The organism is Edwardsiella tarda ATCC 15947 = NBRC 105688 (assembly GCF_003113495.2).
Classification (GTDB): Bacteria; Pseudomonadota; Gammaproteobacteria; order Enterobacterales; family Enterobacteriaceae; genus Edwardsiella; species Edwardsiella tarda.
In genome coordinates this window covers 2,195,732-2,222,641 of record NZ_CP084506.1, presented here as the reverse complement: position 1 = coordinate 2,222,641, position 26,910 = coordinate 2,195,732, and the positions used below count along the sequence as shown (strand labels likewise).

Annotated in this window: 24 protein-coding genes; 18 read left to right on the top strand and 6 right to left on the bottom strand. The window is 57.0% G+C overall.

All coding sequences use genetic code 11. The features are described from left to right. Window positions 1-267 precede the first annotated feature (267 nt). On the top strand, window positions 268-1,653 hold the full coding sequence (gene pgtP, locus DCL27_RS10320) for a phosphoglycerate transporter PgtP (RefSeq protein ID WP_005292993.1): 1,386 nt from the start codon (window positions 268-270) through the stop codon (window positions 1,651-1,653). 37 nt (window positions 1,654-1,690) lie between these two features. Continuing rightward, window positions 1,691-1,882 (top strand): hypothetical protein, encoded by a 192-nt coding sequence (locus tag DCL27_RS10315; protein ID WP_035596921.1) that lies wholly within the window; start codon window positions 1,691-1,693, stop codon window positions 1,880-1,882. A gap of 65 nt (window positions 1,883-1,947) precedes the next feature. Here DCL27_RS10315 and DCL27_RS10310 read toward each other — a convergent pair whose 3' ends face one another. Then, the gene (locus DCL27_RS10310) at window positions 1,948-2,799 is read right to left on the bottom strand and encodes a cupin domain-containing protein (RefSeq protein ID WP_035596917.1); all 852 of its coding nucleotides are present in this window, start codon (window positions 2,797-2,799) and stop codon (window positions 1,948-1,950) included. 121 nt (window positions 2,800-2,920) lie between these two features. Between DCL27_RS10310 and rclA the strand changes: the two genes are divergently transcribed. Together rclA and DCL27_RS10300 are read left to right on the top strand one after the other, a co-directional pair. Then, window positions 2,921-4,246 (top strand): reactive chlorine resistance oxidoreductase RclA, encoded by a 1,326-nt coding sequence (rclA, locus tag DCL27_RS10305; protein ID WP_035596914.1) that lies wholly within the window; start codon window positions 2,921-2,923, stop codon window positions 4,244-4,246. Between the two features lie 127 nt (window positions 4,247-4,373). Beyond that, a complete protein-coding gene (locus DCL27_RS10300) occupies window positions 4,374-4,955 on the top strand; it encodes a hydrolase (RefSeq protein ID WP_005284589.1) in 582 nt (193 codons plus the stop codon). A gap of 72 nt (window positions 4,956-5,027) precedes the next feature. Here DCL27_RS10300 and DCL27_RS10295 read toward each other — a convergent pair whose 3' ends face one another. After that, window positions 5,028-6,641, bottom strand: coding sequence for a phosphoethanolamine transferase (locus DCL27_RS10295; protein WP_035596911.1), 1,614 nt, complete (start codon window positions 6,639-6,641; stop codon window positions 5,028-5,030). 332 nt (window positions 6,642-6,973) lie between these two features. Continuing rightward, the gene (gene ftsI / locus DCL27_RS10290; protein ID WP_005284594.1) at window positions 6,974-8,722 is read right to left on the bottom strand and encodes a peptidoglycan glycosyltransferase FtsI; all 1,749 of its coding nucleotides are present in this window, start codon (window positions 8,720-8,722) and stop codon (window positions 6,974-6,976) included. Between the two features lie 457 nt (window positions 8,723-9,179). On the opposite strand from ftsI, the gene DCL27_RS10285 reads away from it, so the two are divergent. Beyond that, window positions 9,180-9,842: a helix-turn-helix transcriptional regulator gene (locus tag DCL27_RS10285; RefSeq protein ID WP_223931189.1), complete on the top strand. Its 663-nt coding sequence runs from the start codon at window positions 9,180-9,182 to the stop codon at window positions 9,840-9,842. Here the strand turns inward: DCL27_RS10285 and DCL27_RS10280 are convergent. Further along, window positions 9,786-10,205: a universal stress protein gene (locus DCL27_RS10280; RefSeq protein ID WP_005293015.1), complete on the bottom strand. Its 420-nt coding sequence runs from the start codon at window positions 10,203-10,205 to the stop codon at window positions 9,786-9,788. The two genes, DCL27_RS10285 and DCL27_RS10280, sit on opposite strands and share 57 nt — an antisense overlap. Before the next feature lie 220 nt (window positions 10,206-10,425). Next, entirely contained in the window at window positions 10,426-11,580 is a 1,155-nt protein-coding gene (locus DCL27_RS10275; protein ID WP_035596905.1) for an iron-containing alcohol dehydrogenase, read from the bottom strand. 906 nt (window positions 11,581-12,486) lie between these two features. On the opposite strand from DCL27_RS10275, the gene flhD reads away from it, so the two are divergent. From flhD to cheZ, 12 genes are all read left to right on the top strand, one after another. Then, on the top strand, window positions 12,487-12,831 hold the full coding sequence (gene flhD, locus DCL27_RS10270; RefSeq protein WP_005284608.1) for a flagellar transcriptional regulator FlhD: 345 nt from the start codon (window positions 12,487-12,489) through the stop codon (window positions 12,829-12,831). 1 nt (window position 12,832) lies between these two features. Next, window positions 12,833-13,414, top strand: coding sequence for a flagellar transcriptional regulator FlhC (flhC, locus tag DCL27_RS10265; RefSeq protein ID WP_005284611.1), 582 nt, complete (start codon window positions 12,833-12,835; stop codon window positions 13,412-13,414). 156 nt (window positions 13,415-13,570) lie between these two features. Then, complete coding sequence (gene motA / locus DCL27_RS10260; protein WP_005284615.1) at window positions 13,571-14,461, top strand: flagellar motor stator protein MotA; 891 nt, start codon at window positions 13,571-13,573, stop codon at window positions 14,459-14,461. Next, complete coding sequence (gene motB / locus DCL27_RS10255; RefSeq protein ID WP_005284617.1) at window positions 14,458-15,456, top strand: flagellar motor protein MotB; 999 nt, start codon at window positions 14,458-14,460, stop codon at window positions 15,454-15,456. Before motA ends, motB begins: the two co-directional genes overlap by 4 nt. 9 nt (window positions 15,457-15,465) lie before the next feature. Next, entirely contained in the window at window positions 15,466-17,556 is a 2,091-nt protein-coding gene (cheA, locus tag DCL27_RS10250) for a chemotaxis protein CheA (RefSeq protein ID WP_228594501.1), read from the top strand. 68 nt (window positions 17,557-17,624) lie between these two features. Continuing rightward, window positions 17,625-18,119, top strand: coding sequence for a chemotaxis protein CheW (gene cheW, locus DCL27_RS10245; protein ID WP_005284624.1), 495 nt, complete (start codon window positions 17,625-17,627; stop codon window positions 18,117-18,119). 186 nt (window positions 18,120-18,305) lie between these two features. Next, the gene (locus tag DCL27_RS10240; protein ID WP_005293024.1) at window positions 18,306-19,982 is read left to right on the top strand and encodes a methyl-accepting chemotaxis protein; all 1,677 of its coding nucleotides are present in this window, start codon (window positions 18,306-18,308) and stop codon (window positions 19,980-19,982) included. 146 nt (window positions 19,983-20,128) lie between these two features. Then, on the top strand, window positions 20,129-21,706 hold the full coding sequence (locus DCL27_RS10235; RefSeq protein ID WP_005293027.1) for a methyl-accepting chemotaxis protein: 1,578 nt from the start codon (window positions 20,129-20,131) through the stop codon (window positions 21,704-21,706). Between the two features lie 56 nt (window positions 21,707-21,762). After that, window positions 21,763-22,638 carry a protein-glutamate O-methyltransferase CheR gene (cheR, locus tag DCL27_RS10230; RefSeq protein WP_005284639.1) on the top strand — a complete coding sequence of 292 codons (876 nt, stop codon included), beginning with the start codon at window positions 21,763-21,765 and terminating at the stop codon, window positions 22,636-22,638. Further along, window positions 22,635-23,687, top strand: coding sequence for a protein-glutamate methylesterase/protein-glutamine glutaminase (locus DCL27_RS10225; protein ID WP_228594426.1), 1,053 nt, complete (start codon window positions 22,635-22,637; stop codon window positions 23,685-23,687). Before cheR ends, DCL27_RS10225 begins: the two co-directional genes overlap by 4 nt. A gap of 94 nt (window positions 23,688-23,781) precedes the next feature. Further along, the gene (gene cheY, locus DCL27_RS10220) at window positions 23,782-24,171 is read left to right on the top strand and encodes a chemotaxis response regulator CheY (protein ID WP_005284648.1); all 390 of its coding nucleotides are present in this window, start codon (window positions 23,782-23,784) and stop codon (window positions 24,169-24,171) included. A 9-nt stretch (window positions 24,172-24,180) separates the two neighbouring features. Beyond that, on the top strand, window positions 24,181-24,816 hold the full coding sequence (gene cheZ, locus DCL27_RS10215; RefSeq protein WP_005284651.1) for a protein phosphatase CheZ: 636 nt from the start codon (window positions 24,181-24,183) through the stop codon (window positions 24,814-24,816). A 191-nt stretch (window positions 24,817-25,007) separates the two neighbouring features. On the opposite strand, the gene chaA is transcribed toward cheZ, so the two are convergent. Next, window positions 25,008-26,117, bottom strand: a complete 1,110-nt coding sequence (gene chaA / locus DCL27_RS10210) for a sodium-potassium/proton antiporter ChaA (RefSeq protein ID WP_035598093.1) — start codon at window positions 26,115-26,117, stop codon at window positions 25,008-25,010. A 209-nt stretch (window positions 26,118-26,326) separates the two neighbouring features. Here chaA and DCL27_RS10205 point away from each other — a divergent pair, with 209 nt between their 5' ends. After that, window positions 26,327-26,899, top strand: coding sequence for a DedA family protein (locus DCL27_RS10205; protein ID WP_035598096.1), 573 nt, complete (start codon window positions 26,327-26,329; stop codon window positions 26,897-26,899). Window positions 26,900-26,910 lie beyond the last annotated feature (11 nt).

Sequence of the window (26,910 nt, the reverse complement as noted above, 5' to 3'; positions counted from 1 at the left end):
CCACCTTGTGGATATATTATCCGTTGGGCTCTGGAGGATACTGTTACTCGACTCAAATAATGGCAGCAATCCTAACTGTTCACGTTAAATATGTCAGCTGATTCCGTATCGGCTTATTTAATTTGGGTCAAAAAGGCTCATCAATAAGACAATTTGAGTCAAAAGTGACTCATCTTGGTGATCTTGTAGCTTTTTGTTTCTCTGCGCATTATTACCTGGACAAATAGCAATACCTCTCCCTCGGGCGATTAAATAACAGGTGATAATATGCAATCATTAAACAGCCAGCAGGCGGCTAAACGCGTGCCGCCGGAAAAGGTCGACGCGACCTATCGGCGTTATCGAGTTCAGGCGCTGATGAGCGTCTTCTTGGGTTATATGGCGTATTATATTGTACGTAATAACTTTACGCTTTCTACGCCTTATCTGAAAGAGCAGTTGGATTTAAGCGCCACCCAAATCGGTTTACTGAGTAGCTGTATGCTGATCGCTTACGGTATTAGTAAAGGGGTGATGAGTAGCCTGGCGGATAAAGCAAATCCGAAGATCTTCATGGCCTGTGGCCTGGTGATGTGTGCCCTGGTCAACGTCGGCCTGGGATTTAGCAGCGCCTTCTGGCTATTTGTTGCCCTAGTGGTATGCAACGGTCTGTTTCAAGGGATGGGGGTCGGCCCGTCTTTTATTACTATCGCCAACTGGTTCCCACGCTGCGAGCGTGGCCGTGTCGGGGCCTTCTGGAACATCTCCCATAACGTGGGTGGGGGGATTGTCGCACCGATTATCGGTGTCGCCTTTGCCATGTTGGGGAGCGAGCATTGGCAGAGCGCCAGTTACATGGTGCCGGCCGCCATCGCGGTGCTGTTTGCCGGCGTGGTATTGCTGTTGGGCAAGCGCTCACCGAAGAAAGAGGGGCTGCCCGCACTGGATGAGATGATGCCGGAAGAGAAGGTGGTGCTGAAGAGCCATAGCCAACAGGCGCCGGAAAATATGTCAGCCTTCCAGATCTTCTGTACCTATGTCTTGAAAAATAAAAATGCTTGGTATGTCTCCATGGTCGATGTCTTCGTCTATATGGTGCGTTTCGGCATGATCAGTTGGCTGCCGATCTACCTGTTGACGGAGAAGAACTTCAGCAAGGAGCAGATGAGCATCGCGTTCTTGTTCTTTGAATGGGCGGCGATCCCGTCGACGCTGCTGGCGGGCTGGTTGACGGATAAGCTGTTCCATGGTCGCCGTATGCCGTTAGCCATCATCTGCATGTGCATGATCTTCGTCTGCCTGATCGGTTACTGGCAGAGCAACTCGTTGGCCGTGGTCACCGTCTTTGCCGCTATCGTCGGCTGCCTGATCTATGTACCGCAGTTCTTGGCCTCCGTACAGACCATGGAGATCGTCCCGAGCTTCGCGGTGGGCTCTGCCGTCGGTCTGCGTGGCTTTATGAGTTATATCTTCGGCGCTTCGCTCGGTACCAGCCTGTTCGGGGTGATGGTCGATAACTTCGGTTGGCATGGTGGGTTCTACCTGCTGATGGGTGGCGTGGTGTGCTGCGTCCTGTTCTGTATCCTGTCGCACCGTGGTGCCTTGGAGCTGGAACGTCAGCGCCAGCAGGCGCTGGACGAGCAGTCGGAGTTGGTCCTGGCGACCAGCCGTTAAGCGGTTCTCGACGAGCGATAATCATTCGGAGGCGCCTATGTGGATGGCAAGCGAAGAAAACTTCTGGCGCTTTTATAGCGATGCGCGTGGCCAATGGGGCTGGTGTGTCGTGGCACCGACCGGCTACATTCTGCGCCACTCTGCGCGTTTCTTTGTGCGACGGCAGGCGTGCCTGGCCGATGCCCGCCGACATGGTTACCAGGATCAACCCTTGACCGTCGAGGAGTGATCCTCCTACACGCCGCCCGTCACTGACGGGCGGCGTGCCTTTTTTTGCCCCGTGCTGGGGCGTTCTCAAGGGAAGGGTTCGGAGCCCGCCAGCAGGCGAGCGCGTCGTCGATACTCCCCCGGTGTGACGCCCATATGGCGGACGAAGGCGTGGTGGAAGGCGGACTCGCTGGCGTAACCCGCGTGTTCAGCGATGACGGCCAACGAGTGAGATTCGCGTGCCAGTAACGCGGCACCATGTGCCATGCGGATTTGGGTGAGCAGTAACAGGGGCGTACTGCCCGTGACGGCGCGAAACTGGCGAGCGAAGCTGGCGCGCGATTGATGGCTTAACTCGGCCAGGCGCGCGACGCTCCATGCCTGCTCCGGTTGGTGCAGCATCGCCGCGATGGCGACGCCGAGGCGTGGGTGCATTAAGGCCTGCAACAGCCCTCCCTGCGTCGGTGCCTGGGCTAACCAGTGCCGTAATGCCAATGTTAATAGCACGGTGCTGAGCTGCTGACAGAGGAGTTGGCTTCCCGCCTGCTCCTCCGCCGACTCCTGATAGAGGCGCTGTAGGGTTGCCGTGAGCCACGCGCCGGGCTCGTGATAGATCAGAATGTCGGGTAGGGCCGCCAACAGATGGCGTTGGGCGGGGGCGATCCACAGGCTACCACAGATCAAACGCACATCGCCGTCATCGTGGCACAGGCGGTGGGCCCCGCTTTGCGGCAGCATGATCAGGCTACCGGCCTGTAGGGCATGGCGCTGCCCCGTCGCCAGTTCGATATGTGCGCCCCCATCCAGTAATCCATGCCAGCGAATGACATTCAACTCGCCGGCGGCATGGGGACGCAGCCAATCCCCTTGGAGCTGACAGCGTACATCGATACGGCTGCGCAACTCATGTAGCGTTAACAGCGCGCTTAATAAATCCATGATGAGACTCCTAAACAAAATCCTGCGCGCCAAACACAGCGGAACTCACCGACGGCTGGCGTAACCTAAGCGCATTGGACACATCGTCCATTATTCATTTTATTGGACGCAGGAGAACCCCATGACACACTTTCAGAATGTAGTGATCGGCTTTGGTAAGGCGGGAAAGACGCTGGCTGCCGACTTGGCACGGCGTGGTGAGTCGGTGGCGTTGATCGAGCGCTCTGCGCAACGCTACGGCGGAACCTGCATTAACGTCGGCTGCATTCCCACCAAAACCTGGGTACACGACGCCGATACGGCGGTGCCTTTCCCCTTGGCGGCGCAACGGCAGCAGCACCTGGTCGCCCAACTGCGGGAAAAGAATCGCCAGATGTTGGCAGACTTGGCCACGGTGACCCTGATCGATGGTCAGGCGCGCTTTATCGATGCCTATACCCTGGCGGTGGAGAATGCCCAGGGCGAGCAGATGATCCGCGCCGAGCGAATCTTCATCAATACCGGGGCTCGCTCGACCCTGCCGCCGATCCCCGGGTTAGCCGAGTCGGCACAGGTATATGATAGTGCAGCGTTATTACAGTTGACGACCTTACCGCGGCGCGTGGCGATCCTCGGCGCTGGCTATATTGGCATCGAGTTTGCGTCGTTACTGCGTCGCTTCGGCGCCGAGGTCCTGCTGTTGGAGGCCAGCGAGCATTTCCTGGCACGCGAGGATCGTGACATCGCCGAGGCGGTCGCGACCCTCTTGCGTGACGACGGGATAGATCTGCGCCTGGCGACGCAGGTCACACGGGTGTTCGAGCAGGGGGATGAGGTCTGCCTTGAGGTCGCCGGCGCAATCTTGCGGGCCGACGCCGTGCTGGTGGCCTCGGGACGCACGCCTAACAGCGCTGGACTGGCGCTGGATCGGGCCGGTGTGGCGGTCGATGCGCGCGGCGCCATCGTGGTCGATGAGCAGTTACGCACCACGCAACCTCATATCTGGGCGCTGGGGGATGTCAATGGCGGGCCACAGTTTACCTATATTTCATTGGATGATTTTCGCATCGTGCGTGATGCGCTGTATGGTGAGGGGCAGCGCCGCACCAGCGATCGCGGCGCCGTTCCCTATTCGGTCTTTATCAGCCCGACGCTATCGCGTATCGGTCTGAACGAGGAGCAGGCTCGGGCGCAGGGCGTTCCCTTCTCGGTGGTCAGTTTACCCGTCAGCGCCATTCCGCGAGCCCACACGCTGAACGACACGCGTGGTGTACTGAAGGCGCTAGTGCGGCGCGATAATGGTCAGATCCTGGGGGCGACCCTGCTGTGCCGTGACTCCCATGAGATGATCAATCTGCTGAAGATGGCGATGGACGCCGGTTTGCCATACAGCGTGTTGCGCGATCAGATCTATACCCATCCGACGATGAGTGAGGCTTTTAACGAGCTGTTCGCCCGCGTAGCGTGAGGCCATCTCGGCTCACATTTGCTAACACAATGATGAGCGCGGGATACGCGTCGGTCCGGCACCTTGGTTACACTGTCTCCACAGGCGGCGATGTGTCGATCGCCGCAGAATCGTCACGAGGAGCGCCATGATGCTACAGTTTAATCCGGCCACTACGGCCCTGGTCCTGATCGACTTACAGCAGGGGATCTTGCCCGTCGCCGCGGCGCCCTGTGAGGGGGAGACGGTGGTGCGCCGTGCCGTACGGCTTGCCGAGGCCTTCCGTGCCCGAGCGCTGCCGGTGGTGCTGGTACGCGTCGGCTGGTCGCCCGATGGCGGCGACGCATTGCGTCAGCCGGTGGATCAGCCATCGCCAGCGCGCACACTGCCGGATAACTGGTGGCACTATCCCGCATCGCTACAGCCGCAACCGCAGGATATCCAGGTGATCAAGCATCAGTGGGGGGCCTTTTATGGTACCGACTTGGATCTGCAACTGCGTCGACGTGGCATCGATACCTTAGTATTAGGCGGTATCTCGACCAATATTGGCGTGGAGTCGACGGCGCGTAGCGCCTGGGAGCATGGCTATGGGTTACTGCTGGCCGAGGATCTCTGCGCCGCCGCCGATGAGGTTCAGCACCGCCATAGTCTACAGTATATTTTCCCACGCATCGCCCGGGTGACACAGAGCGACGCCATCTTGGCGGCGCTGGCGGCGAACGGATAACGCGTGCCGGGGGCGGTGCGGAACAAGAAAGCGTAAGGGCGCCAAGCGGCGCCCTTGTGTCGGGAGGCGAACTTAGTGGCGCTGCTGTGCCGCCGAGTCTTGCACAATGAAGGGATCGTCCTCTAACGAGTCGTAAGGAACCTGTTTCAGGGCGAAGTTCTGCACCATCACCTTGGCGGGGATCGCCTTCTGTCCGGAGATGAAGCGGTAACGATCGACGATCTCTTGACTCTGGATCCCGGTCCAATCGGAGAACAGGTGCAGGAAGTCATGGGCCGAGCGCCGCGCCTTGATCACCGTACGGCGGGTATCGCCGGAGGAGAGGATCATTAATGGGACTTGATAATCCTGGCGGTAGCGGTCGTGGTGGGCCAGAAATTCGCTACGCGTTCCCTTCTCATGGAAGGCCAATCCGTGATCGGAGAAGTAGATCAACGAGAAGTTTTCTCCACTCTGTTGCAGCTGGCCGTACAGATCGCGTAAGAACTGATCGGTTTGAGTGATGCTGTACAGGTAGCAGGAGGTCTCCTTGGTGTGAACAAAGGTGGTGAAGTGATTGTTGGTACGATCACAGGCCTTCGGATGCGAGCCGATCAGGTGATAGACGATCAACTTAGGCCCATTGCTCGGGGCGTCTAGCGCCGATTGCGTAAACTTCAGCAGATTCATGTCAGAGGTGGACTTATCGTCTTCGAAGTCACCCTGCTTGAGGAAGCGGACCTCATCGGCGCGCTTGGCGATGCTGGCGACGATGGTGTCATATTTACCCAGTTGCCCCTGGTTAGAGAACCAATAGGTCTGGAAGCCGGCTTTTTTCGCCAGGGTAATAATGCTGTTTTGGTATTCGGCCTGGCCGTCACGCACCAGGTTCAGCGTCTGCCCTAGCGATTTTTGGGTCGACGGTGCCGCCGAGAGGTAGTCATTAAAGAAGATACCGTTGACCTGGCTGGCGAATGGAGTAGTGGGCCACTTGCCACCAAATGCCCCCAAGGCGTCACGCCGTGCACTCTCGCCGATGACCAACACATAGACCTGATGCCGCGGTTTTACCGCCGTGACATGCCAGGTGTCGGAGACAGAGGCCAGTTTCTGCATCCGCGCCATCTCTCGATCCACCTCTAGCTTACCGGTGGTGGTGTCTTCGATAAAGCGCACCACCGGGTAGCCGGTATCGTTCAGGCGGAAGTCACCGCCGGCGCTGAGATTCGTTACCGGCGTCAACAGCAGACCCGCTAAGGCGAGCAGCAGATAGAGCGTCTTAGGGACTCCCCAGCGTTTCTCGCGCGGTATCGGGCGCCAAACCAGCAGGCCGCCGAGCAGCAAGATAAATAGCGCGATCAGATAATCCCAGAAGGGGAAGATCTGTGCCATCTCACCGGCCTCTTCCGGGTTGGTCGAGTAGAGCGCCAGCACGGAGTTAAAATTAGGCGGGCCAAAGACGCGGCCAAAGGGATAATACAGTCCGGCCACCAGGGTGCAGATCAGCAAGAGTACGCGTTGTGCGCGCGGCAGATAGTGCGCCAATAGCAGGAAGACGCTGGCGAAGCCTAACGCATAGAGGGCGCTGAAGGGGTAGCCTAAGCCCAGATTGATCAAGCTGGCAAGGATCAGATAGAGCAGTGGGTAAGGGGTTAATAATTCGCCACAGCATGCTTTGATGCGTAACAGAAGTTCTTTTATTTTCATGTTTTTTCTGCACAAGATGCGCTGGTGATCCTGACTCACCGTAATGAACCTCCAACGCTCCGGTTGGTCGGTGTAATGTTTCGCAGTGCTGCTGCTGGAGAGGGGATCCGGGCGGGGCGGATTCGGTCCGGCTAGGCAGCATGAAGATAATCTGAGCCAGAGGGAATAGCAACCGCTAGCGCAGCGAATATCTGTGATAAACAGAACAAATCGTTCAGGTTAATTGTATTCTGTTTCGCCGGGATGATGCTGCGCTTCCCGCCGCTCCCTGCTCGGCGCAGCGTGCCGTGCTGCACCGAGGCTCATGGCTGAAAGTATAAGTTAAAAATATCTTATGTACCAGAGTGTTGCATCATGTTGCCAGGCTGGTTAAGGGTGATGGCCTGATCGGTCAAGGCGTCGGGTGGGATATTCATGTGGCGTAGCACATCCCCCATGATTTGACCAAACACGGGGCCGGCGACCGAACCGCCGAAGTGTTTACCCGCGGTGGGGTGGTTGATCATCACCACCAGGGCGACGCGTGGGTTGCTTGCCGGGGCGACACCCGCGGTATAGTTGATATAGCCACCATCATACTTACCATCGCTGCCCATCTTCTCTGCGGTACCGGTCTTGATCGCCAGGCGGTAGCCGGGTACCGCTGCCGCCACGCCGCTCCCACCGGGCAGGGCGTCGCTCTCCATCATATGGACCACGGTGCGCACGATGTTTTCATCGATCACCCGGGTGCCGATCACGGGGGGGGTCACTTTCGTGATCGATAAAGGACGGAACAGGCCGAAGGCGCCGATGGTGGCGTATTCACGCGCCATCTGTAGCGGCGTGATGCGCAGGCCATAGCCGAAGGAGAAGGTCGCACGCTCGATATCCGACCAGCGCTGGCGATGCAACGGAAAGTAGCCGCTACTTTCGCCGCTGATCCCTAGGGCCGTCGATACGCCCAAGCCAAAACTATGGTACAGATTGACCAGCACGTCGGCGGGCATCGCCAGCGCGATGTGTGAGACACCGATATCGCTCGACTTCTGTAGGATGCCGGTGATGGTCAGGCGCGGCCAGTGGCCAACGTCACGGATCAGGTGGCCGTTGACCGGGTAGGGGGTGGTGTCGATGACCGAATCGGGGCGGATCAGATGGCGTTGGAGCCCCGCCATCACCACCAGTGGCTTCACCGTGGAGCCGGGCTCAAAGCTGTCGGAGATGGCGACGTTGCGCATATCTTGCTGCGCCACACCTTGGTAATTGTTCGGGTTGAACGAGGGGTAGCTCGCCATGCCCAGAATTTCGCCGGTATTGACATCGACCAATACGGCGGCGCCGGAGTCAGCCTGGTTACGGAGAACCCCATCGCGCAGGTGAGAGTAGAGCGCATACTGCAGATAACGGTCGATGCTCAGCGCCAGGGTAGGCGCCTGCTGCGCCGGATCATCCTCCATCAGGCCGACCACATGGCCGTAGCGATCCTTACGATAGAGACGATAACCGGGTTTACCCTGTAATAAGGCGTTGAAACCATGCTCTATGCCATTCAATCCCTGCTGATCGAGGCCGACAATCCCGATCAAGGGGGCCGCCGCCGCGCCCATCGGGTAGTAACGACTCGCGTCATTGGGGGTCGTGATGCCGGTGATATGCAGCTTGGCAATATAGTCGGCGATCTCCGCCTCGACCTGGCGGCCAAGGTAGATGAAGCGTCGCTGACTATTTTGCAGGATTTTGTCACGCACGCTATCCAGTGGTTGGGAGAGGGCACTGGCCAGGTAACGCCACTGTGGGCTGGAGAGTTGTGGGTCGTGTTCCAGGACGCGTAGCGGATCGGCGATCACATCGTTGGAGGCGACGCTGACGGCCAGGGGTTGGCCGTTACGATCGGTGATAGTGCCGCGTAGCGGGTGTGTCACCAGTTCGCGTAGCGAGCGTTGATCGGCCTCTTTTTCTAGCTGCGGTTGCTTCATTAATTGGAGGTAACCGACGCGTAATAGCAGTAACAAGAGAAAAACAGCGATGCCAATATAGATCAGCACAAAGCGGCCGGAAAAATAGTTGACTCTAACGTTCTGAGGGCTTTTTTTGCGCATAAAATCGTCTATGACGGAAGGTAATAAAATAACGATAATTCATAGCACTATAAATTAGCTGGGGCGGCGGGTCAGCGTGGCGAAACATTTATACGTAATAAAGGCCAGGTTGAAATAAATAGCCATACAATGCTGTGAATATGAGCGGGGGAGAACAGCGTGTCTGACGATGCGGGGGGTATCGAGCAAGCGCTTAGCTTAACAGGAAATAACTCGACAAGATAAGGAAAAATATTTGTCAAGTTGTTCGAATTCTCCAAATAGCCAGCGGGCGGGGGATGGGGGATACTTAGCCAGGCATCAAGTCGAAGTACGGCGGTAGATACAGTGTCGGCCAAGGCGCTGGCTTAGGCACGGGAGAGATAAAAAAGCAATGAGTGCAGTGGCAGAGCCCCCCCTTTTCCGGTCTACAGAGACTCGCGATCACCATGATACCCCTGAGCGAGCGACGTTAGTGATGGATTGTGACCGCTTCTTTTGCGACAGTCTGAGACGCTATGTGTTGGCGGACGATCGGCCGGTATGGCAGGAGACGTGTTACGCGCGTCTGTTGGAGCGGGCGATGAATCAATCGGTGGGGCATGTGGTCGCTGAACTCTATACTCGCCACGATGCCCCCATCGATGCCTTATTGAGCTTGTTACGCTTACGCGCTTATCGCCCCGCCTTGCCCATCACGGTGATGACCGACATCGTCGATCCTGCCGTCTTGGCGGCGTTACATAGCCTGGGGACGTTGAGTCTACTCTCGAAGCGTGAGACGTTGCCGCAACTGGCACTGGCTTATCGATACGCGCTCACCCGGCCCCATGTTAGCCCTCGTATCGTGGGTAAGATACGCCATCATCCGGCGATCACCCCGATGACCTTTCCTGAATGGAAGGTGGTGGCGATCCGTAGTCGAGGGGGCGATACCTATCAGATCGCCGACTATTTGGGCATCCATCATAAGAGTGTTAACTACCGCCAACGTGGGATCATGCGCAAACTGGCCTTTGCCAGTAAGCCTGAGTATCTGCGTTTTCTCGGGGCAATGAGTGCGAGCCCGCTCTCCATCGTTGCCTCAGAGCGCGACCAACAGCACGTCAGTATGGGTGCGATCGATGAGCAGCCCCGATGAGCTCAGCAGACGTTTAAAGAAGCCCTCGTAATGATTACCGCAGATCAACAGTTCGATCCGTTGGCGTTGGCAGGTGTCGACGATACAGTCGATTAACTCACCGTTACAAATATACGTCTGGGCGATCGGGTAATCGATGCGTTGACCCAATTGCGCCAGGAACAGGGCCGCCTCCTCATGCAGTAAGTGGCGCATATCGGCGAGAAGGGGGCCGGCATAGGTACAACACATATCCGCTTCATGACATAGCGTGAGTAGGCTGATGCTGGCCCCGGTGGGGCGTGCGATAGCGACCGCTTTCTCTAATAAAATGTGGCTATCGGCGTCTTGGGCCACGGCGACCAGGATAGTGTGATAACTCATGCGACGCCTCCTTGTGCTGAGTTTGGATGGCAGATGATGGATGTGCTGGCACGCGGTCAACCGATGATGAGGCAGTGGAGCGGAGTCGCGCCTGAGCGAGGCCATCCTGTTGCCGGGTGTGCTGCACTACGCTGAAAAATAAATAATACAAAAATGCGCTGTGGCGCAGTGAGGCCGGGTTCACAGAGTGCCCCCGCAGGCGGGCGAGGGCCACCGCGACTCAGTAGCTCAGGCTGAGTAGGCGGCGTACGACGACCTCGTCCATATCTTGCCGTTCACCCAGTGGCAGTAGGCCAAAATGGCGGAGATTGTCGATCACCGCATCAATACACGTCTCGCCGAGGCCGCAGGCACTAAGGCGTGTCGGCATGCCCATATCGCTGAAGAAACGTTCGGTCTGTTCAATGGCCGCGGTGATGCGTTGCTCTTCGCTTCCTTGCCGGATGCCCCATACACGCTCAGCGTATTGCAGTAGTTTGAGTCGTTTATCGTGCTGTTGCACCCGCATCACTGCCGGTAATAGGATGGCGAGAGTCAGGGCATGGTCCAGTCCATACAACGCGGTGAGTTGGTGACCGATACGATGGCTCGACCAGTCCTGCGGCACGCCGACGCCCAGTAATCCATTGAGTGCCATACTGGCGGCCCACATGATGCTGGCGCGAACATCATAGTTTTGTGACTCACTCAGCGCCCTCGGTCCCTCTTCGATCAGTGTCAGTAGCAGGCCCTCGGCGAAGCGATCCTGCACGCGTGCGTAGACGGGATAGGTCAGATACTGCTCAATGACATGAACAAACGCATCGACGACACCGTTAGCAATCTGACGGGGCGGTAGGGTATAGGATTTGTGTGGGTCCAACACCGAGAAGCGAGGGAAGAGCGCGGGATGGGAGTAGCCCACCTTGGCGCCGAGCGCCTGGTGCGTGACCACCGCCGTTGGGTTCATCTCAGATCCGGTTCCCGGTAGGGTCAGTACACACCCCAAGGGTAGGACTGTTTGTGGCGGCAGTTTCTGGCTCCACATCGTCCAGACATCGCCAGAATAGTGGGCCGCTGCCGCGATAAACTTACACCCATCGATGACGGATCCACCGCCTACCGCCAGCAAGAAGTCGATCTGTTTTTCCCGGACCTGCTGCACCGCTTGCATGAGTGTCTCCATGCGTGGGTTCGCTTCAATACCGCCGAATTCAAAGAGGGTGTATCCCGCGAGAGCATGGCGGACTTCATCCAGGTAACCGAATTGACGAGCACTGTGACCGCCGTAGGCGATCAGAATGCGTGCCGTTCGCGGAATATGCTGGGTGAGATCGGCGATGCGCTCGCCACCAAACAGGATGCGGGTCGGGTTGTAGTAGTCGAAGTTGAACATAAAGGAGGTTCCTCAATGATACGGGGTGGCCATTGGGCATTCCCTGAACAATGACCCGTTGGGTTAGCGTCTTCCTCTCCGCCATATGATGACAAGATACCCCATTTTAGGCGATAAAAAACATTAACCCCATTGATAATACAGCCGGGTATGGTCGATTTATTCCAATTAATAACGCAGAGTGAGAATAATATGAATGAGGTATTCGCCGCGTATTTCATTATTTCCTAATAAAACTAGGCCAATAACCAAACCGGTCAATATAGATATCAGCTGAATGTCTTGTAAGGCCGCGATAAGGCAGAAAATAGGGATTATATGCTGGCGAACTTATCAAGTTAATCTAACCTTATTGTCTCGGCAGCCTCCGTTCTATCGTACTAAAGGCGGATATTTTATATTTCTCAGAATATTTATATAAACATTTGTTATATTGCAGGATTTAAATCTGAAAGTGTTTAAAATGGATTAAAAATTGAGCGATAAATGTCCTTTTTATTCAAAAAGTTAACCACATAAAGTGCGCACGCCGCGCAATAGCGCAATTTGTGAACTAATTCCGCAAAAATCATACTTTTCTGGGGTAATTTTGTGATCTAGGTCACGCTTTTCTCAAATCAAAGGCCTTTGTGCGTTGTGTATGGCCGCCATTCAGGGGTAGAGTTGCTGCGTTTTAAGAATAGTCCTAAGTGTTATCCGTTATTCATCCTCATGTGCATAACGGCGATTTGTATATCAAAAGCACAATTTCTGGCTATGTGGTACGCAACGATCGTGGCCGTCATGCTCCAATTAACATTTGTACGGTTTTCCGCTATCTGACTGAGACCTGCGCCGCGGCGTAGTGTAGCGAGGGTAGCGGTACGTTTCATTGTGTTGGTTTAGTAAGTCAAGCAGGGTGAGATAATGAGTAGCGCAGAAATACTCAAGCATATTTATGACATTAATCTGTCATACCTATTACTGGCACAGCGATTAATTCATGACGATAAACCTTCCGCGATGTTTCGCTTAGGCATTGATGCGGATATGGCGGAAATGTTGGTGCAACTGACGTTACCTCAGATGGTAAAGTTGGCTGAAACCAACCAATTAGTTTGCCAGTTTCGTTTTGAAAATCATCAGACTATCCAACGTTTGACGCAAGAGTCACGCGTGGATGATTTACAACAGATCCATACTGGGATCTTGCTGTCCAGTCATCTACTACAACAATTGCAGGACGGCTCTGAAGGGGGGAGACGAGACTGAAATGAGCGAAAAGAGCATCATTCAGGAAGCGCGAGATATCCATCTGGCCATGGAGTTGATCACGCTAGGCGCTCGTCTACAAATGCTGGAGAGTGAGACGCAGTTGAGTCGTGGGCGGCTGATCAAGCTGTACAAGGAGCTGCGTGGTAGTCCGCCACCCAAAGGAATGCTGCCATTTTCTACCGATTGGTTTATGACATGGGAGCAGAATATTCACTCTTCCATGTTCTATAACATCTACGCCTTCATGCTGAGCAGCGGTGCTTGCCAGGGGGTAGAAGCGGTGATCCGTGCTTATAAACTCTACTTGGAACAGTGCCCACCGGCAGGCTGTGACCAGCCCGTGCTGGCCCTGACCCGCGCCTGGACGCTGGTGCGTTTTGTCGAGAGTGGCATGCTGGAACCGGCCTGTTGTAACATCTGTGGTGGACGCTTTATTGCCCATGCCCACCAACCCGCGCACAGTTTTACCTGTAGCTTGTGCCAACCGCCGTCACGGGCGATAAAAAAACGTAAACTTTCTGAGAATCTTGCCGATATCTTACCACACTTGCTCGCTGAGCAAGAGAAATGTGTGGTGTAACCGGCTGAGGTAATCAGTCCATTCGCGTGTTGCCGTGAGTTTCTCGCCGCGGCGGCACGCCGTCTACGACGGCTATCCGTCTTCGACCCTCCTCTCTCCGGCTTTGTGCCGGCAGGTTACGCCCGACTGTTCATTGCGATCATGTAAGGAATTCACGTGCTGATTCTACTGGGATATGCCGTTGTGCTAATCGCGGTTTTTGGCGGTTACGCGCTTGTGGGGGGCCATCTGGGTGCGTTGTATCAGCCATCTGAGTTACTGATTATTGGCGGGGCCGGCATCGGCGCCTTCATCGTTGGGAATAACGGCAAAGCGATTAAATCGACCTTGCGTACCTTGCCCAAGCTGGCGCGCGGCTCAAAGTACAACAAGGCGTTGTACATGGATGTGATGGGGCTGATGTATCAACTGTTGGCGAAGTCACGCCAGCAAGGGATGCTCTCCCTGGAGCGCGATATCGAAGATCCGAGTTCGAGCGATATCTTCTCCAACTATCCCCGTCTCCTCGCCGACCAGACGTTGATCGAGTTTGTCACCGACTACATGCGCCTGATCATTAGCGGCAACATGAATGCCTTTGAGATCGAGGCGTTGATGGATGAGGAGATCGAGACCTTCGAACAAGAGGCCGAGGTGCCGGCAGGTAGCCTGGCGGCGGTCGGCGATTCGCTGCCGGCCTTCGGTATCGTGGCGGCGGTGATGGGGGTGGTGCATGCGCTGGCCTCGGCAGATCGTCCCGCCGCTGAATTGGGCGCCTTGATCGCCCATGCGATGGTCGGCACCTTCCTCGGTATCTTGCTCGCCTATGGTTTTATTTCGCCGTTGGCCTCGTTGATGCGCCAGAAGAGTGCTGAAACCAGCAAGATGATGCATTGCATCAAGGTGACGCTACTCTCCAGTCTGAATGGTTATGCGCCGCAGATCGCCGTGGAGTTTGGGCGTAAGACGCTCTATTCCACCGAACGTCCCTCCTTTATCGAACTGGAAGAGCATGTTCGTCAGGTGAAAGCGCCGGCGAAACAGGCGGCAACGGAAGAAGAAGTATGAAGGGCGGTAAACATCCGGTCATTCTGGTCAAGAAGAAGCGCTCGGGGCATGGCCAGGCGAGTCATGGTGGAGCCTGGAAGATCGCCTATGCCGACTTTATGACGGCCATGATGGCTTTCTTCCTGGTGATGTGGTTGCTGGCCATCGCCAGCCCGCAAGAGTTGACCCGGATCGCCGAATATTTCCGCACGCCACTCAAGGTCGCTTTACAAGGCGGTCAGCGATCCAGCGATAGCTTTAGCCCTATCCCTGGCGGTGGCGATGACGTGACGCAGAAGAGCGGAGAGGTGCAGCGGTTTGCGGCCGATCCCGATCCAGAGCAGCGCGTCGAACAGATGCGTCTGAAGCGTCTGCGTGAGCGGCTAGAGAAGGTGATCATTAATGATCCGCGCCTGAAGGCACTGCGTCCTCATCTGATGATCAACATGATGGATGAAGGGTTACGAATTCAGATTATTGATAGTCAAAATCGACCGATGTTCCAGAATGGTAGCGCGCGCGTCGAACCCTATATGCGTGACATCCTACGTGCCATCGCGCCGATCCTGAATGAACTGCCGAACAAGATTAGCCTGTCCGGTCATACGGACGATCTTCCCTATGCCAACGGTGAGCGTGGTTATAGCAACTGGGAGTTGTCGGCGGATCGGGCCAACGCCTCGCGCCGGGAGCTGGTCATCGGTGGCCTGGCGGGTAATAAGATCCTGCGGGTGGTCGGGATGGCAGACACGATGAACTTACGCCATTTGGCTGGCAACGCGGCCGTCAACCGACGAATCAGTATCCTGGTGTTGACGAAAGCCGCACAAAGCCGGATCGAGCATGAGGATGCGGATGGCGGCAATGCGGTCGAGATGGCGCAGCCGACGGTCAGCGAACAGTGGCAGCGCATCGGCGCCGCGAGCGGTCAGCCGGCAGCGACCCCGTTTATCCCGACGCCGCTGGCGCCGATGAATGACCACGTCAAAATTCCGAGCGCGATAGACAAGAGGTGACCTGTGAGCATGGATATTAGCGCGTTTTATCAAACCTTTTTTGATGAAGCGGATGAATTGTTGGCGGATATGGAGCAGCACTTGCTGGCGCTGGATCCGCAACAGCCCGATAACGAACAACTGAATGCCATCTTTCGCGCGGCACACTCGATCAAGGGCGGCGCGGCCACGTTCGGTTTTACTGTATTGCAGGAAACCACGCATCTGCTGGAGAACCTGCTCGATGGTGCTCGCCGGGGTGAAATGCGGCTGAGTACCGAGATCATCAACCTGTTTCTGGAAACCAAAGATATTATGCAGGATCAGCTCGATGCCTATAAGTCCTCTCAGGGCCCCGATGCCGCCAGTTTCGAATATATCTGTCAGGCGCTGAGACAGTTGGCCTTGGAAGCGCAAGGGGCGGCGCCCACTGCGTCAACCAGCGCGGAAGCGCCTAAGCCGCAGGCCGCCGCGCCGACGTTACCGGCGGCCTCCGCCGAGGCGTGCGAACAACCGGCCGCAGGGTTAGCGATCTCACTGAGCGGGCTGAAGGCAAGCGAGGTGCCGTTGATGCTGGAGGAGCTGGCGAATCTGGGGACGATTCTGCAGCAACAAAGCGGCGATGACACGTTGGATGTGGTGCTGGATACCACGGTCAGCGAAGAGGATATCACCGCAGTGCTCTGCTTTGTGCTGGAGCCTGAACAGATCCATTTTGCCCCCTCATCCGCCAGCACGCCGATCCCCGAGGTGAGCCTGGAGGAGGCGGCGCTGGCACCCGCCGCACCCACGGTTGAACCAGCGGTGGCCACCACGCCCCATCCTGCTGAGCCGAGTGTGGTCCCGGCTCCCCAGGAGAGCGCGCCATCCCATGAACCCGCCGTCTCCCCTGCGACGCGTAGCGCGCCACCCCGCGCCGCCAAAGGCATGGAGAATAGCACCAGCATCCGTGTCGCGGTCGAAAAGGTCGATCAGCTGATCAACCTGGTCGGTGAACTGGTGATCACCCAATCGATGTTGGCACAGCGTTCCAACATGTTGGATCCCGTCGATCACGGCGATCTCTTGAATAGCCTCGGGCAGTTGGAGCGTAACGCGCGCGATCTGCAAGAGTCTGTCATGTCGATCCGCATGATGCCGATGGAGTATGTCTTCAGCCGCTTCCCGCGCCTGGTGCGCGACCTAGCCAGCAAGCTGGATAAGCAGGTAGAGCTGACGCTATTGGGGAGCTCTACCGAGCTGGATAAGAGTCTGATCGAACGCATCATCGATCCCTTGACCCATCTGGTGCGTAATAGCCTGGATCATGGTATCGAGTCGCCGCAGGTCCGTCAGGCCGCGGGCAAGAGTGCCGTCGGCAATCTGACCCTCTCTGCCGAGCATCAGGGGGGCAACATTTATATCGAGGTCATTGATGATGGCGCGGGATTAAACCATCAGAAGATCTTGGATAAGGCGCGTTCCCAAGGGATGGCGGTACACGACAACATGACCGATGAAGAGATCGGCCTGTTGATCTTCGCCCCGGGTTTCTCGACCGCCGAGAAGGTGACCGATGTCTCCGGGCGTGGCGTCGGCATGGATGTGGTGAAACGTAACATTCAGGAGATGGGCGGCCACGTCGAGATCGCCTCGCGCGAAGGCAAAGGCACGACCATTCGCATCGTCCTGCCGTTGACCCTGGCTATCCTCGATGGCATGTCGGTTAAGGTCAGCAATGAAGTCTTCATCCTGCCACTGAATGCGGTGATGGAGTCGCTCCAGCCGAACGACGATGATCTCTATCCACTGGCTGGTGGCGAGCGCGTGCTACAGGTCCGGGGCGAATACCTGCCGTTGGTCGAACTGCATAGCGTGTTCGATGTGGCGGGGGCGAAAACCGATGCGACGCAGGGCATCGTAGTGATCCTGCAAAGCGCCGGACGGCGCTATGCGCTGCTGGTCGATCAGTTGATCGGGCAGCATCAGGTGGTGGTAAAGAACCTGGAGACCAACTACCGCAAGGTACCGGGGATCTCCGCCGCGACCATCCTCGGTGATGGCAGCGTGGCATTGATCGTCGATGTGGCGGCGCTCCAGAGTATCAACCGGGAAAAACGGGTAGCCGTTTCGGCCGCCTGACTCTTAATGCTGCAACCGGCGCCGCAGCGGCGGCGTCGATGACGATGAATAACGAAAGGTGAACAGACATGACTGGACTGGCTTCCGTAAGCAAGCTGGCGGGTGAGACCGTCGGCCAGGAGTTCCTGGTATTTACGCTGGGTGATGAGGAATATGGCATTGATATCCTCAAGGTGCAGGAGATCCGCGGATACGATCAGGTGACGCGTATCGCCAATACGCCTGCCTTTATTAAGGGCGTGACCAATCTGCGTGGTGTGATCGTGCCGATCATCGATCTGCGGGTGAAATTCTCGCAACAAGATGTCAGCTATAACGAAAACACCGTGGTGATCGTGCTGAACTTTAGCCAGCGTGTCGTCGGCATCGTGGTAGACGGCGTTTCCGATGTGCTGTCGCTGAGCGCCGATCAGATCCGACCGGCACCGGAGTTTGCCGTTACGCTCTCCACCGAGTACCTGACCGGCCTCGGGGCGTTGGGCGAACGCATGCTGATCCTGGTGGATATCGAGAAGCTATTAAGTAGCGAAGAGATGGCACTGGTCGATAGCGTCACGGCCTAATGGTTGTCCGCCGCCCGTGGCTCGGGCGGCGAATTGGGTGATTTATCCGCGCTGCCTTGGCGAGTTTTCAAAACAAAATATCGGAATTACAGGTTAAAAAAGATTCTTTAACCACCATACACAGGTAAAGTTTTCCTGCCGTGCGCCGATATTCTTGAAATCTGATGCAGCAAAGATGAGACGCCCATGTTAAACCGCATTAAAGTTGTGACCAGCTTACTGCTGGTATTGGGGTTATTTGGCCTTTTGCAGATAACCTCCTCTGGAGTGTTCTTTGACGCACTGAAAAGCGACAAGGAAAGCATCACTGTTTTGCAAACTATTCGTCAGCAACAGGCCGCCTTGAATAATAGCTGGGTGGCCCTGATCCAGACCCGCAACACCCTGAACCGCGCCGGGATCCGCTATATGGCCGATCAGAACAACAGCGGTTCCGGTGCGACACTACCCGACCTGCTGCAACTGGCGCAAAGTCAGCTGAAGCAAGCGGAGAGTGAATGGGCGCACTACCATAACCTCCCACGGGTGACCGATCAGAGCGATGACGCGGCCCAACAGGTCGATCAACGCTATGACACCTTACATAACGCCTTGACCGAACTGATACAACTGCTCTCGGCGGGCAATATTAAAGCCTTCTTCGATCAGCCGACACAGCGCTATCAGGATAGCTTCGAGCAGGCCTATAACAGCTATCTGCTGGAGAACGATCGTCTCTATCAGCGCGCGGTCGCGGCTAATAGCACGGCTTATGATCTGTCGTTGTGGCTACTGTTTGGCGTGCTGTTCTGCGTTGCCATCGCCATCGCCGCCGTCTGGCTCGGGATCCAACGCGTGTTGATCCGTCCGCTCCACAGCCTGATGGCCAATATTCGTCAGTTTGCCGTCGGCGATCTCTCTGGACAAATCTCGGTACACGGTAGCAACGAAATGGGGCAATTGGCCGATAGCTTGCGCCACATGCAGAGCGAGCTGATCCGTACCGTGAGCGATGTTCGCCAAGGTTCCAGTGCCATCTACAGCGGTGCGAGTGAAATCTCCGCCGGCAACAACGATCTCTCCTCACGTACCGAGCAGCAAGCCGCCTCGTTGGAAGAGACGGCGGCCAGTATGGAGCAGTTGACCGCCACGGTGAAACAGAACGCCGAAAACGCGCGTCAGGCGAGTCAGTTGGCCTTGAGTGCCTCGGAAACCGCCGAGCGCGGCGGCAAGGTGGTGGCGAATGTGGTGCAGACTATGCATGACATCGCCAGCAGTTCGCAGAAGATTGCCGATATTACCGGTGTTATCGATGGCATTGCCTTCCAGACCAATATCTTGGCGCTCAACGCCGCGGTAGAGGCGGCGCGTGCCGGTGAGCAAGGGCGTGGCTTTGCCGTGGTGGCGGGCGAGGTGCGCAACCTGGCGCAGCGTAGCGCTCAGGCGGCAAAAGAAATCAAAGGGTTGATCGAGGAGTCGGTGAGTAAGGTCGACACCGGTTCGGTCCTCGTCGAAGGGGCCGGTGAGACGATGGGCGACATCGTTAACGCCGTGACGCGTGTCACCGACATCATGGGCGAGATCGCCTCGGCCTCTGATGAGCAGAGCCGCGGCATCGAGCAGGTCGCTCAGGCGGTTTCCGAGATGGATCGGGTGACACAGCAGAACGCCGCGTTGGTGGAAGAGTCCGCCTCGGCCGCCGCCTCCCTCGAGGAGCAGGCCAGTCATCTGAATCAGGCCGTGGCCGTATTCCGCATCGAAATGCTGCGTGAGGAGGAGCCGGTAGTGGCAACGCCGGTAACCACGAGCCGACCGGCCAGTGCCGTCGTGCCACCGAGTAAAGCCAAAGCGGCTGATGATAGCGACAACTGGGAGACCTTCTGATACTCCCTCATGCGGCGTCGGCCAGGAGGCCCTCGCCGCATTTCGCCGCCGATCGCCGTAGGGCGCTATCGGCCCATGAGTAAGAAGAGAAAGAATAATAATCGCGCCGGTACCCTACAGCTTGCCGGCTAATGAGGACGCTTATCGTGCTTAACCGAATCCGCCTATCGACCAGCCTGTTTCTGTTGGTGATGTTATTTTGTTTGCTGCAGCTTGCCTCCAATGGCATGTCGTTTCTATCGATACGCGCTGACACCCATAACTATGCGCGCGTGCAGCTTTCCAACGAACAGCGTGAGTCGTTGAATCAGACCTGGGTCGCATTGCTTCAGGTGCGTAACACGCTGAACCGAGCGGCGACCCGTGCGGCATTGCACATTCCTCAGGAGCAGATCGATGCGTTGATGGTAAGAGCGCGCGCCATTCTGAAAGAGGCCGACGCCTCGATGCAGCGATACATGGCCTACTCCGAGAGCGACGAGGAGGACCGCGTACTCTCCCAGCAGACCGCGCAGAGTTACCAGGCATTGAACCAGGCATTACATGAGCTGGCCTCGATGTTGGAGCAGGGCCAGCTGCAAAGCTTTATGGATCAGCCGACTCAGCGTATTCAAGATCAGTTTCAGGCACGTGTGCAGACGGTGAATCACCATGTGGAGAAAGAGCTGAAGCAGGGCGGGGAGAATAACCAGTCCTCGTATCATCTCTCCATGATGATGATGCTGCTGACGCTGATTATTCTGCTGGTGGTGATGGCGGTAGCCATCTGGTGGCTGCGTAACATGCTATTACGACCGCTGGATGTAATGCGTAGCCACTTTGAGCGCATTGCGCAGGGCGATCTGTCGAGTGAGATCCTGGTCTATGGGCGCAACGAGATCAGCCAGCTGTACGCCAGCCTGCGGAGTATGCAGCAGGCCTTGGCGGGCACCGTGCTATCGGTACGCCAGGGAACGGATGCCATCTATACCGGGTTGCAAGAGATCAGCGCCGGTAACAACGATCTCTCCTCACGTACCGAGCAGCAGGCGGCCTCGTTAGAGGAGACGGCCGCCAGTATGGAGCAGTTGACCGCCACGGTGAAACAGAACGCCGATAATGCCCGCCAGGCATCGCAGTTGGCGCAGGAAGCCTCGCGTACCGCCGGCGAAGGTGGGGAGATCGTGGGCCAGGTCGTGCGTACCATGCATGACATTACCCATAGTTCGCAAAAAATTGGCGATATTACCGGCGTGATCGATGCCATTGCCTTCCAGACTAATATCTTGGCGCTGAATGCGGCGGTCGAGGCGGCGCGTGCCGGTGAGCAGGGACGTGGCTTCGCGGTGGTCGCGGGTGAGGTGCGTAATCTGGCGCAACGTAGCGCCCAGGCAGCGAAAGAGATCAAGGGGTTGATCGATGAATCGGTCAGCCGAGTGAAGCAGGGGTCAACCCTGGTGGAAAATGCCGGGAACACCATGGATAACGTGGTGCGTTCGGTGGTGCGCGTGACCGATATCATGGGCGAGATCAGCTCCGCATCGGAGGAGCAGAGTCGAGGTATCGAGCAGGTCGCACAGGCGGTTACCCAGATGGATCAGGTAACCCAGCAAAACGCCGCGTTGGTCGAAGAGGCTGCGTCGGCGACACAATCGCTGGAGAGTCAGGCCGATGTCTTGTCACGCGCCGTCGCCACCTTCCGTTTACGCAACGATGTGGAAACGGTGGCTAACGGTACCAGCTGATGGGCGATCCGCCTGGCGGATCGCGAAGTTGAAGTAGGCGAATGAACTGGTGAGTGATGACGAATCAAGTACAACAGGCAGCACAGGGGGAAAACAACGTCTCCTCACTGGCAATGCAACGTCTGACGTTGGGGGATGCCCATTTTCGGCGGATCAGCCAGTTGATCTACCAGCGGGCCGGCATCGTACTCGCCGACCATAAGCGTGAGATGGTCTACAACCGGTTGGTCCGTCGCCTACGGGCGTTGAACCTGAATGATTTTGGTGACTATCTGGCACAGTTGGAGAGTCACCCGGAGAGTGCGGAGTGGCAGACCTTCGTCAATGCCTTGACCACGAACCTGACCGCCTTTTTTCGCGAGGCGCATCACTTCCCGATCCTGGCGGAGCATGCGCGCGCCAGGCGGCACAACTATTGCGTATGGAGCACTGCGGCCTCGACGGGCGAGGAGCCTTACTCCATCGCCATGACGTTGGCCGAGGCATTGGGGCCTGCGGCGGTGATGCCGCAGGTGTGGGCGAGTGACATCGATACGCAAGTGTTGGAAAAGGCGCGCCGCGGTATCTATCGCCAGGATGAGGCCAAGCTGTTGAGCGACGCGCAGTTGCAGCGCTTTTTCCTGCGGGGCACCGGGCCGCACCAGGGATTGATCCGGATACGTCATGAACTGGCCCAGCGGGTCCATTTTCAGATGTTGAATCTGTTGGACAGCCGTTGGGATCTGCCGGGGCCGTTCGATGCGATCTTTTGCCGTAATGTAATGATCTATTTCGATAAACAAACGCAGGCTAATATTTTGCGTCGTTTTATCCCCTTGTTAAAGCCGGGTGGCCTGCTGTTTGCCGGCCATTCGGAGAACTTCAGCCAGATCTCTCGCGATTTTCAACTACGCGGGCAGACGGTATACGGGCTGACGAAGGAGAGCCGATGAATAAGATCCGAGTATTGTGCGTGGATGACTCCGCGTTGATGCGCCAACTGATGACGGAGATCGTCAATAGCCATCCCGATATGGAGATGGTCGCCGTGGCACAGGGCCCCCTGGTCGCACGGGATCTGATCAAAAAATTCAATCCACAGGTATTGACGTTAGATGTGGAAATGCCGCGCATGGATGGCCTCGACTTTTTAGAGAAACTGATGCGCCTGCGCCCGATGCCGGTGGTGATGGTCTCCTCCCTTACCGGTAGGGGATCGGAGATCACGCTACGTGCGCTGGAGCTGGGAGCGGTGGATTTCGTCACCAAGCCACAACTGGGGATCCGCGAGGGGATGCTGGCCTATAGCGAGCTGATCGCCGATAAGATCCGGACTGCCGCTCGGGCTCGTCTGCCGCGTCAACTGAGCGGCCAGACACCGCCGCCCACCCTCAGTCACGGTCCGCTACTGAGCAGTGAGAAATTGATCGCTATCGGCGCCTCTACCGGCGGAACCGAGGCGATTCGTCACGTATTGCAACCGTTGCCACCGACCAGCCCGGCGCTATTGATCACGCAACATATGCCACCGGGATTTACCCGCTCCTTTGCCGAACGCCTCAACAAACTGTGCCAGATCACGGTGAAGGAGGCCGAGGATGGCGAACGCATCCTGCCGGGCCATGCCTATATTGCGCCCGGCGCGCACCATTTGGAGTTGGCACGCAGCGGCGCCAACTATATCGCGCGTCTGAATGAGGGGCCGCCGGTCAACCGTCACCGTCCCTCCGTCGAGGTGCTGTTCGACTCTGTCGCCCGTCACGCCGGTCGTAACGCCGTCGGGGTGATCTTGACGGGGATGGGTAACGATGGTGCGGCGGGGATGCTGCGTTTACACCAGGCCGGAGCCTATACCATCGCGCAAAATGAGGCGAGTTGCGTGGTGTTTGGTATGCCGCGTGAGGCGATTCAGATGGGCGGCGTCGACGAAGTGGTCGATCTGTCCCAGATCAGCCAGCGAATGCTGGCACAAGTCAGTGCCAAGCAGGCGCTGCGTATTTAACCGATAGTCGGCCGCGTCATGCGCGCGGCCATTAACGAATACCTGGTCTTCAGGTTATTGCACCCCGGCTCAAGGGCTTTTTTTAGGAGTTAGTATGGCGGATAAGAATCTGCGTTTTCTGGTTGTCGATGATTTCTCTACCATGCGTCGTATCGTACGCAATCTGTTAAAAGAGCTGGGATTTAACAACGTAGAGGAAGCGGAGGATGGCGCCGATGCACTGGCGAAGCTACGTGCCGGCGGCTTCGACTTTGTGGTGTCTGACTGGAACATGCCCAACATGGATGGTTTGCAACTGCTGCAGGCGATCCGCGCGGATGGCACGCTGAACAAGATGCCGGTGTTGATGGTGACGGCCGAGGCGAAGAAAGAGAATATCATCGCCGCCGCCCAGGCGGGTGCCAGCGGCTATGTGGTCAAGCCGTTTACCGCCGCAACGCTGGAAGAGAAGCTGAACAAGATTTTTGAGAAGCTCGGGATCTAAGGAGTTACGATGAACGAACATCCGATGCCCGTCACCGATGCCGGCGAGATCATCGCGCGGATTGGTCATTTGACGCGCATGCTGCGCGACAGCATGAAAGAGCTTGGCTTGGATCAAGCCATCGCCCAGGCCGCCGAGGCCATCCCCGATGCGCGCGATCGCCTGGATTATGTGGTACAGATGACACGTCAGGCTGCCGAGCGCGCCCTGAACTGCGTCGAGGCGGCCCAGCCGCGTCAGACATTGATGGAGCAGGAAGCGAAGGCACTGAAGCAACGTTGGGATGACTGGTTCGCGGATCCGATCGAGTTGGACGAGGCCAAGGTGCTGGTCACGGATACTCGCCAGTTCTTGAGCGCGGTACCGGAGCATACCGCCTTCACTCATAGCCAGCTACTTGAGATCATGATGGCGCAAGATTTTCAGGATCTGACCGGTCAGGTGATCAAGCGCATGATGGACGTGATCCAGGAGATCGAAAAGCAGCTGTTGATGGTGCTGTTGGAGAACATGCCGGAACAACCCGCCAAACCGAAGCGTGAGAACGAGAGCCTGTTGAATGGCCCGCAGATGAACCAGAACGGTCCGGGTGTGGTCGCCAACCAGGAGCAGGTGGACGATCTGCTGGACAGCCTGGGATTCTAACCTCTGTTTAGTCTCTCGCGACAGGCCACCGTGTGTGGCCTGTTTTTTTGTCCTCGACACCGAGAGGGAGTCTGCGCGCCGCGTACGTTTTACCCGACGGCCGTCGTGATGCTGGTGGCGCGAGCCACTGGGCCTGGCCCGATGGGGTGAGGCCCAGGTGAGGGGGGGCCGGGTATGCCCTCCCGCCCGCGCTACATAAACAGGGTCATCAAATAGGCGACGAACAGCGCCAGGTGCGCCGCCCCATTCAACACATTGGTGCGCCCGGTGTTAAACGAGACTTGGCACAGCATCAGCGCCGCCAGCATCACCACCGCTTGCGGGGCTTCCAGGCCAAACAGCAGCGGCTGATCGGTCAATAGCGCGATCAAGGTGACCGTTGGTACGGTCAGTGACAGGGTCGCCAGCACCGATCCGAAGAACAGGTTCATCGCGCGTTGTACCTGATTCGCTAATACCGCCTTCAACGCCCCGAGCCCTTCGGGTGAGAGGATCAACAGCGCGACCAGAAAACCGGTTAAAGGCTGTGGGGCATTCAGGGCACCGAGCAGCCCTTCCAACGGCAGGGCGTTCAGCTTGGTCACCGCGATGACGGCGACCAGGTAGACCACCAACCAGCTGGCATGCCAGAGATTACTGTGCGCCGACGGCTTACCATGGTGTGGATCGTTCGGATCATCGCCCTCATCCTCATGCGCATAGATGAAGAGACTCTGGTGAGTGCGTGTTTGAATCAATAGGAAGACGCCATACATTGCCGCCGAGAGTAGCGCCACCACCAACGACTGGCCATGCGTGAAGTTATCGCCCGGTAGCGTCATCGGCAGAACCAACACAATGATCGCCAAGGGGATTAAGGCGATAAGATACTGTTTGATACCGCCGAGATTGACATATTGGGTGGCGAACTTATGGCCGCCGAGCAGCAGCGAGAAGCCGACCAGCCCGCCGGTAACGATCATCACGATGGAGTAGAGCGTATCCCGCATCAGTTCGGGTGCCGCCTTGCCACTCACCATCAATGCCGAGATCAGGCTGACCTCCAGAATCACCACCGAGAGGGTGAGGATCAATGAGCCGTAAGGTTCACCCAGGCGGTGTGCCAATACATCGGCATGGCGTACTACGCTGAAGGCGCTGACCAGGATGGCGACCAGCGCCAATAAGTTTAATGCGCTCAATGCGCCGAGAGTCGCGGGTTGGCCGCTGCTCACCAGCACGCCCAGGGCGATGATGGGGAGAAAGAGTTGATACTCGCTGTGGCGAGTGTGCTGGTGGCTGGTTTTGAGATGCGACTTCATGGATTGTTCCCTCCTGCACGTGAACGCGTGTACTCTCGGCTATGGATCAGCGATGCGTAAATTTACCAGAAAAAGAGATATGTAATATCTGTTTTTGCGATTGATTTAACTTGTATTCAGTTGGATCGTCGTATCGCTTGCATAGGGCGGGCGTGACGATAGCCATTTTTACGGTATGATAGGCGCGATATCGCTATAAAGGATAAACGATGATTGATGCAGCGCGCTGGATTACGGAGTACGGCTATGTTGCCGTGGTGATTGGCAGCATTATCGAAGGCGAAACCATCGCCTTTCTGGCCGGGGCAGCGGCGCATAAACATCTACTCTTCTACCCTTGGGTGGTGTTGTTGACCATTATCGGCGCGATCTTGGGGGATACGACACTCTATTTCGTCGGCCGCCACTTTGGCACGCCGATCCTGCGGCGCTTTCCCGGCCAACAGGCCAAGATCAGCTATGTCCAGGCGAAGATCCGGCGTAATGAGAGCTGGTTGATCCTCGGCATGCGCTTCGCCTATGGGTTTCGCACCATCGGTCCGATCATCATCGGCTCTTCGGGCGTCCGCCCGGCCAAATTCATTCTCTTTAACGTACTGGGGGCTATCCTTTGGGCGTTGACTATCGTCACTCTCGGTTATGGGGCGAGCGAGTTATTGTTGCGCCTATTCGCTGATCCGCATCAGCGTCTATGGGCCGGCGGCGCGCTACTGCTTGGCTTGGTGCTGGCGTTGCTACTCTTCCGTTGGTATAAGAGACGCCGGCGCGACGCACAACAGTGAGCCGCGGCAAA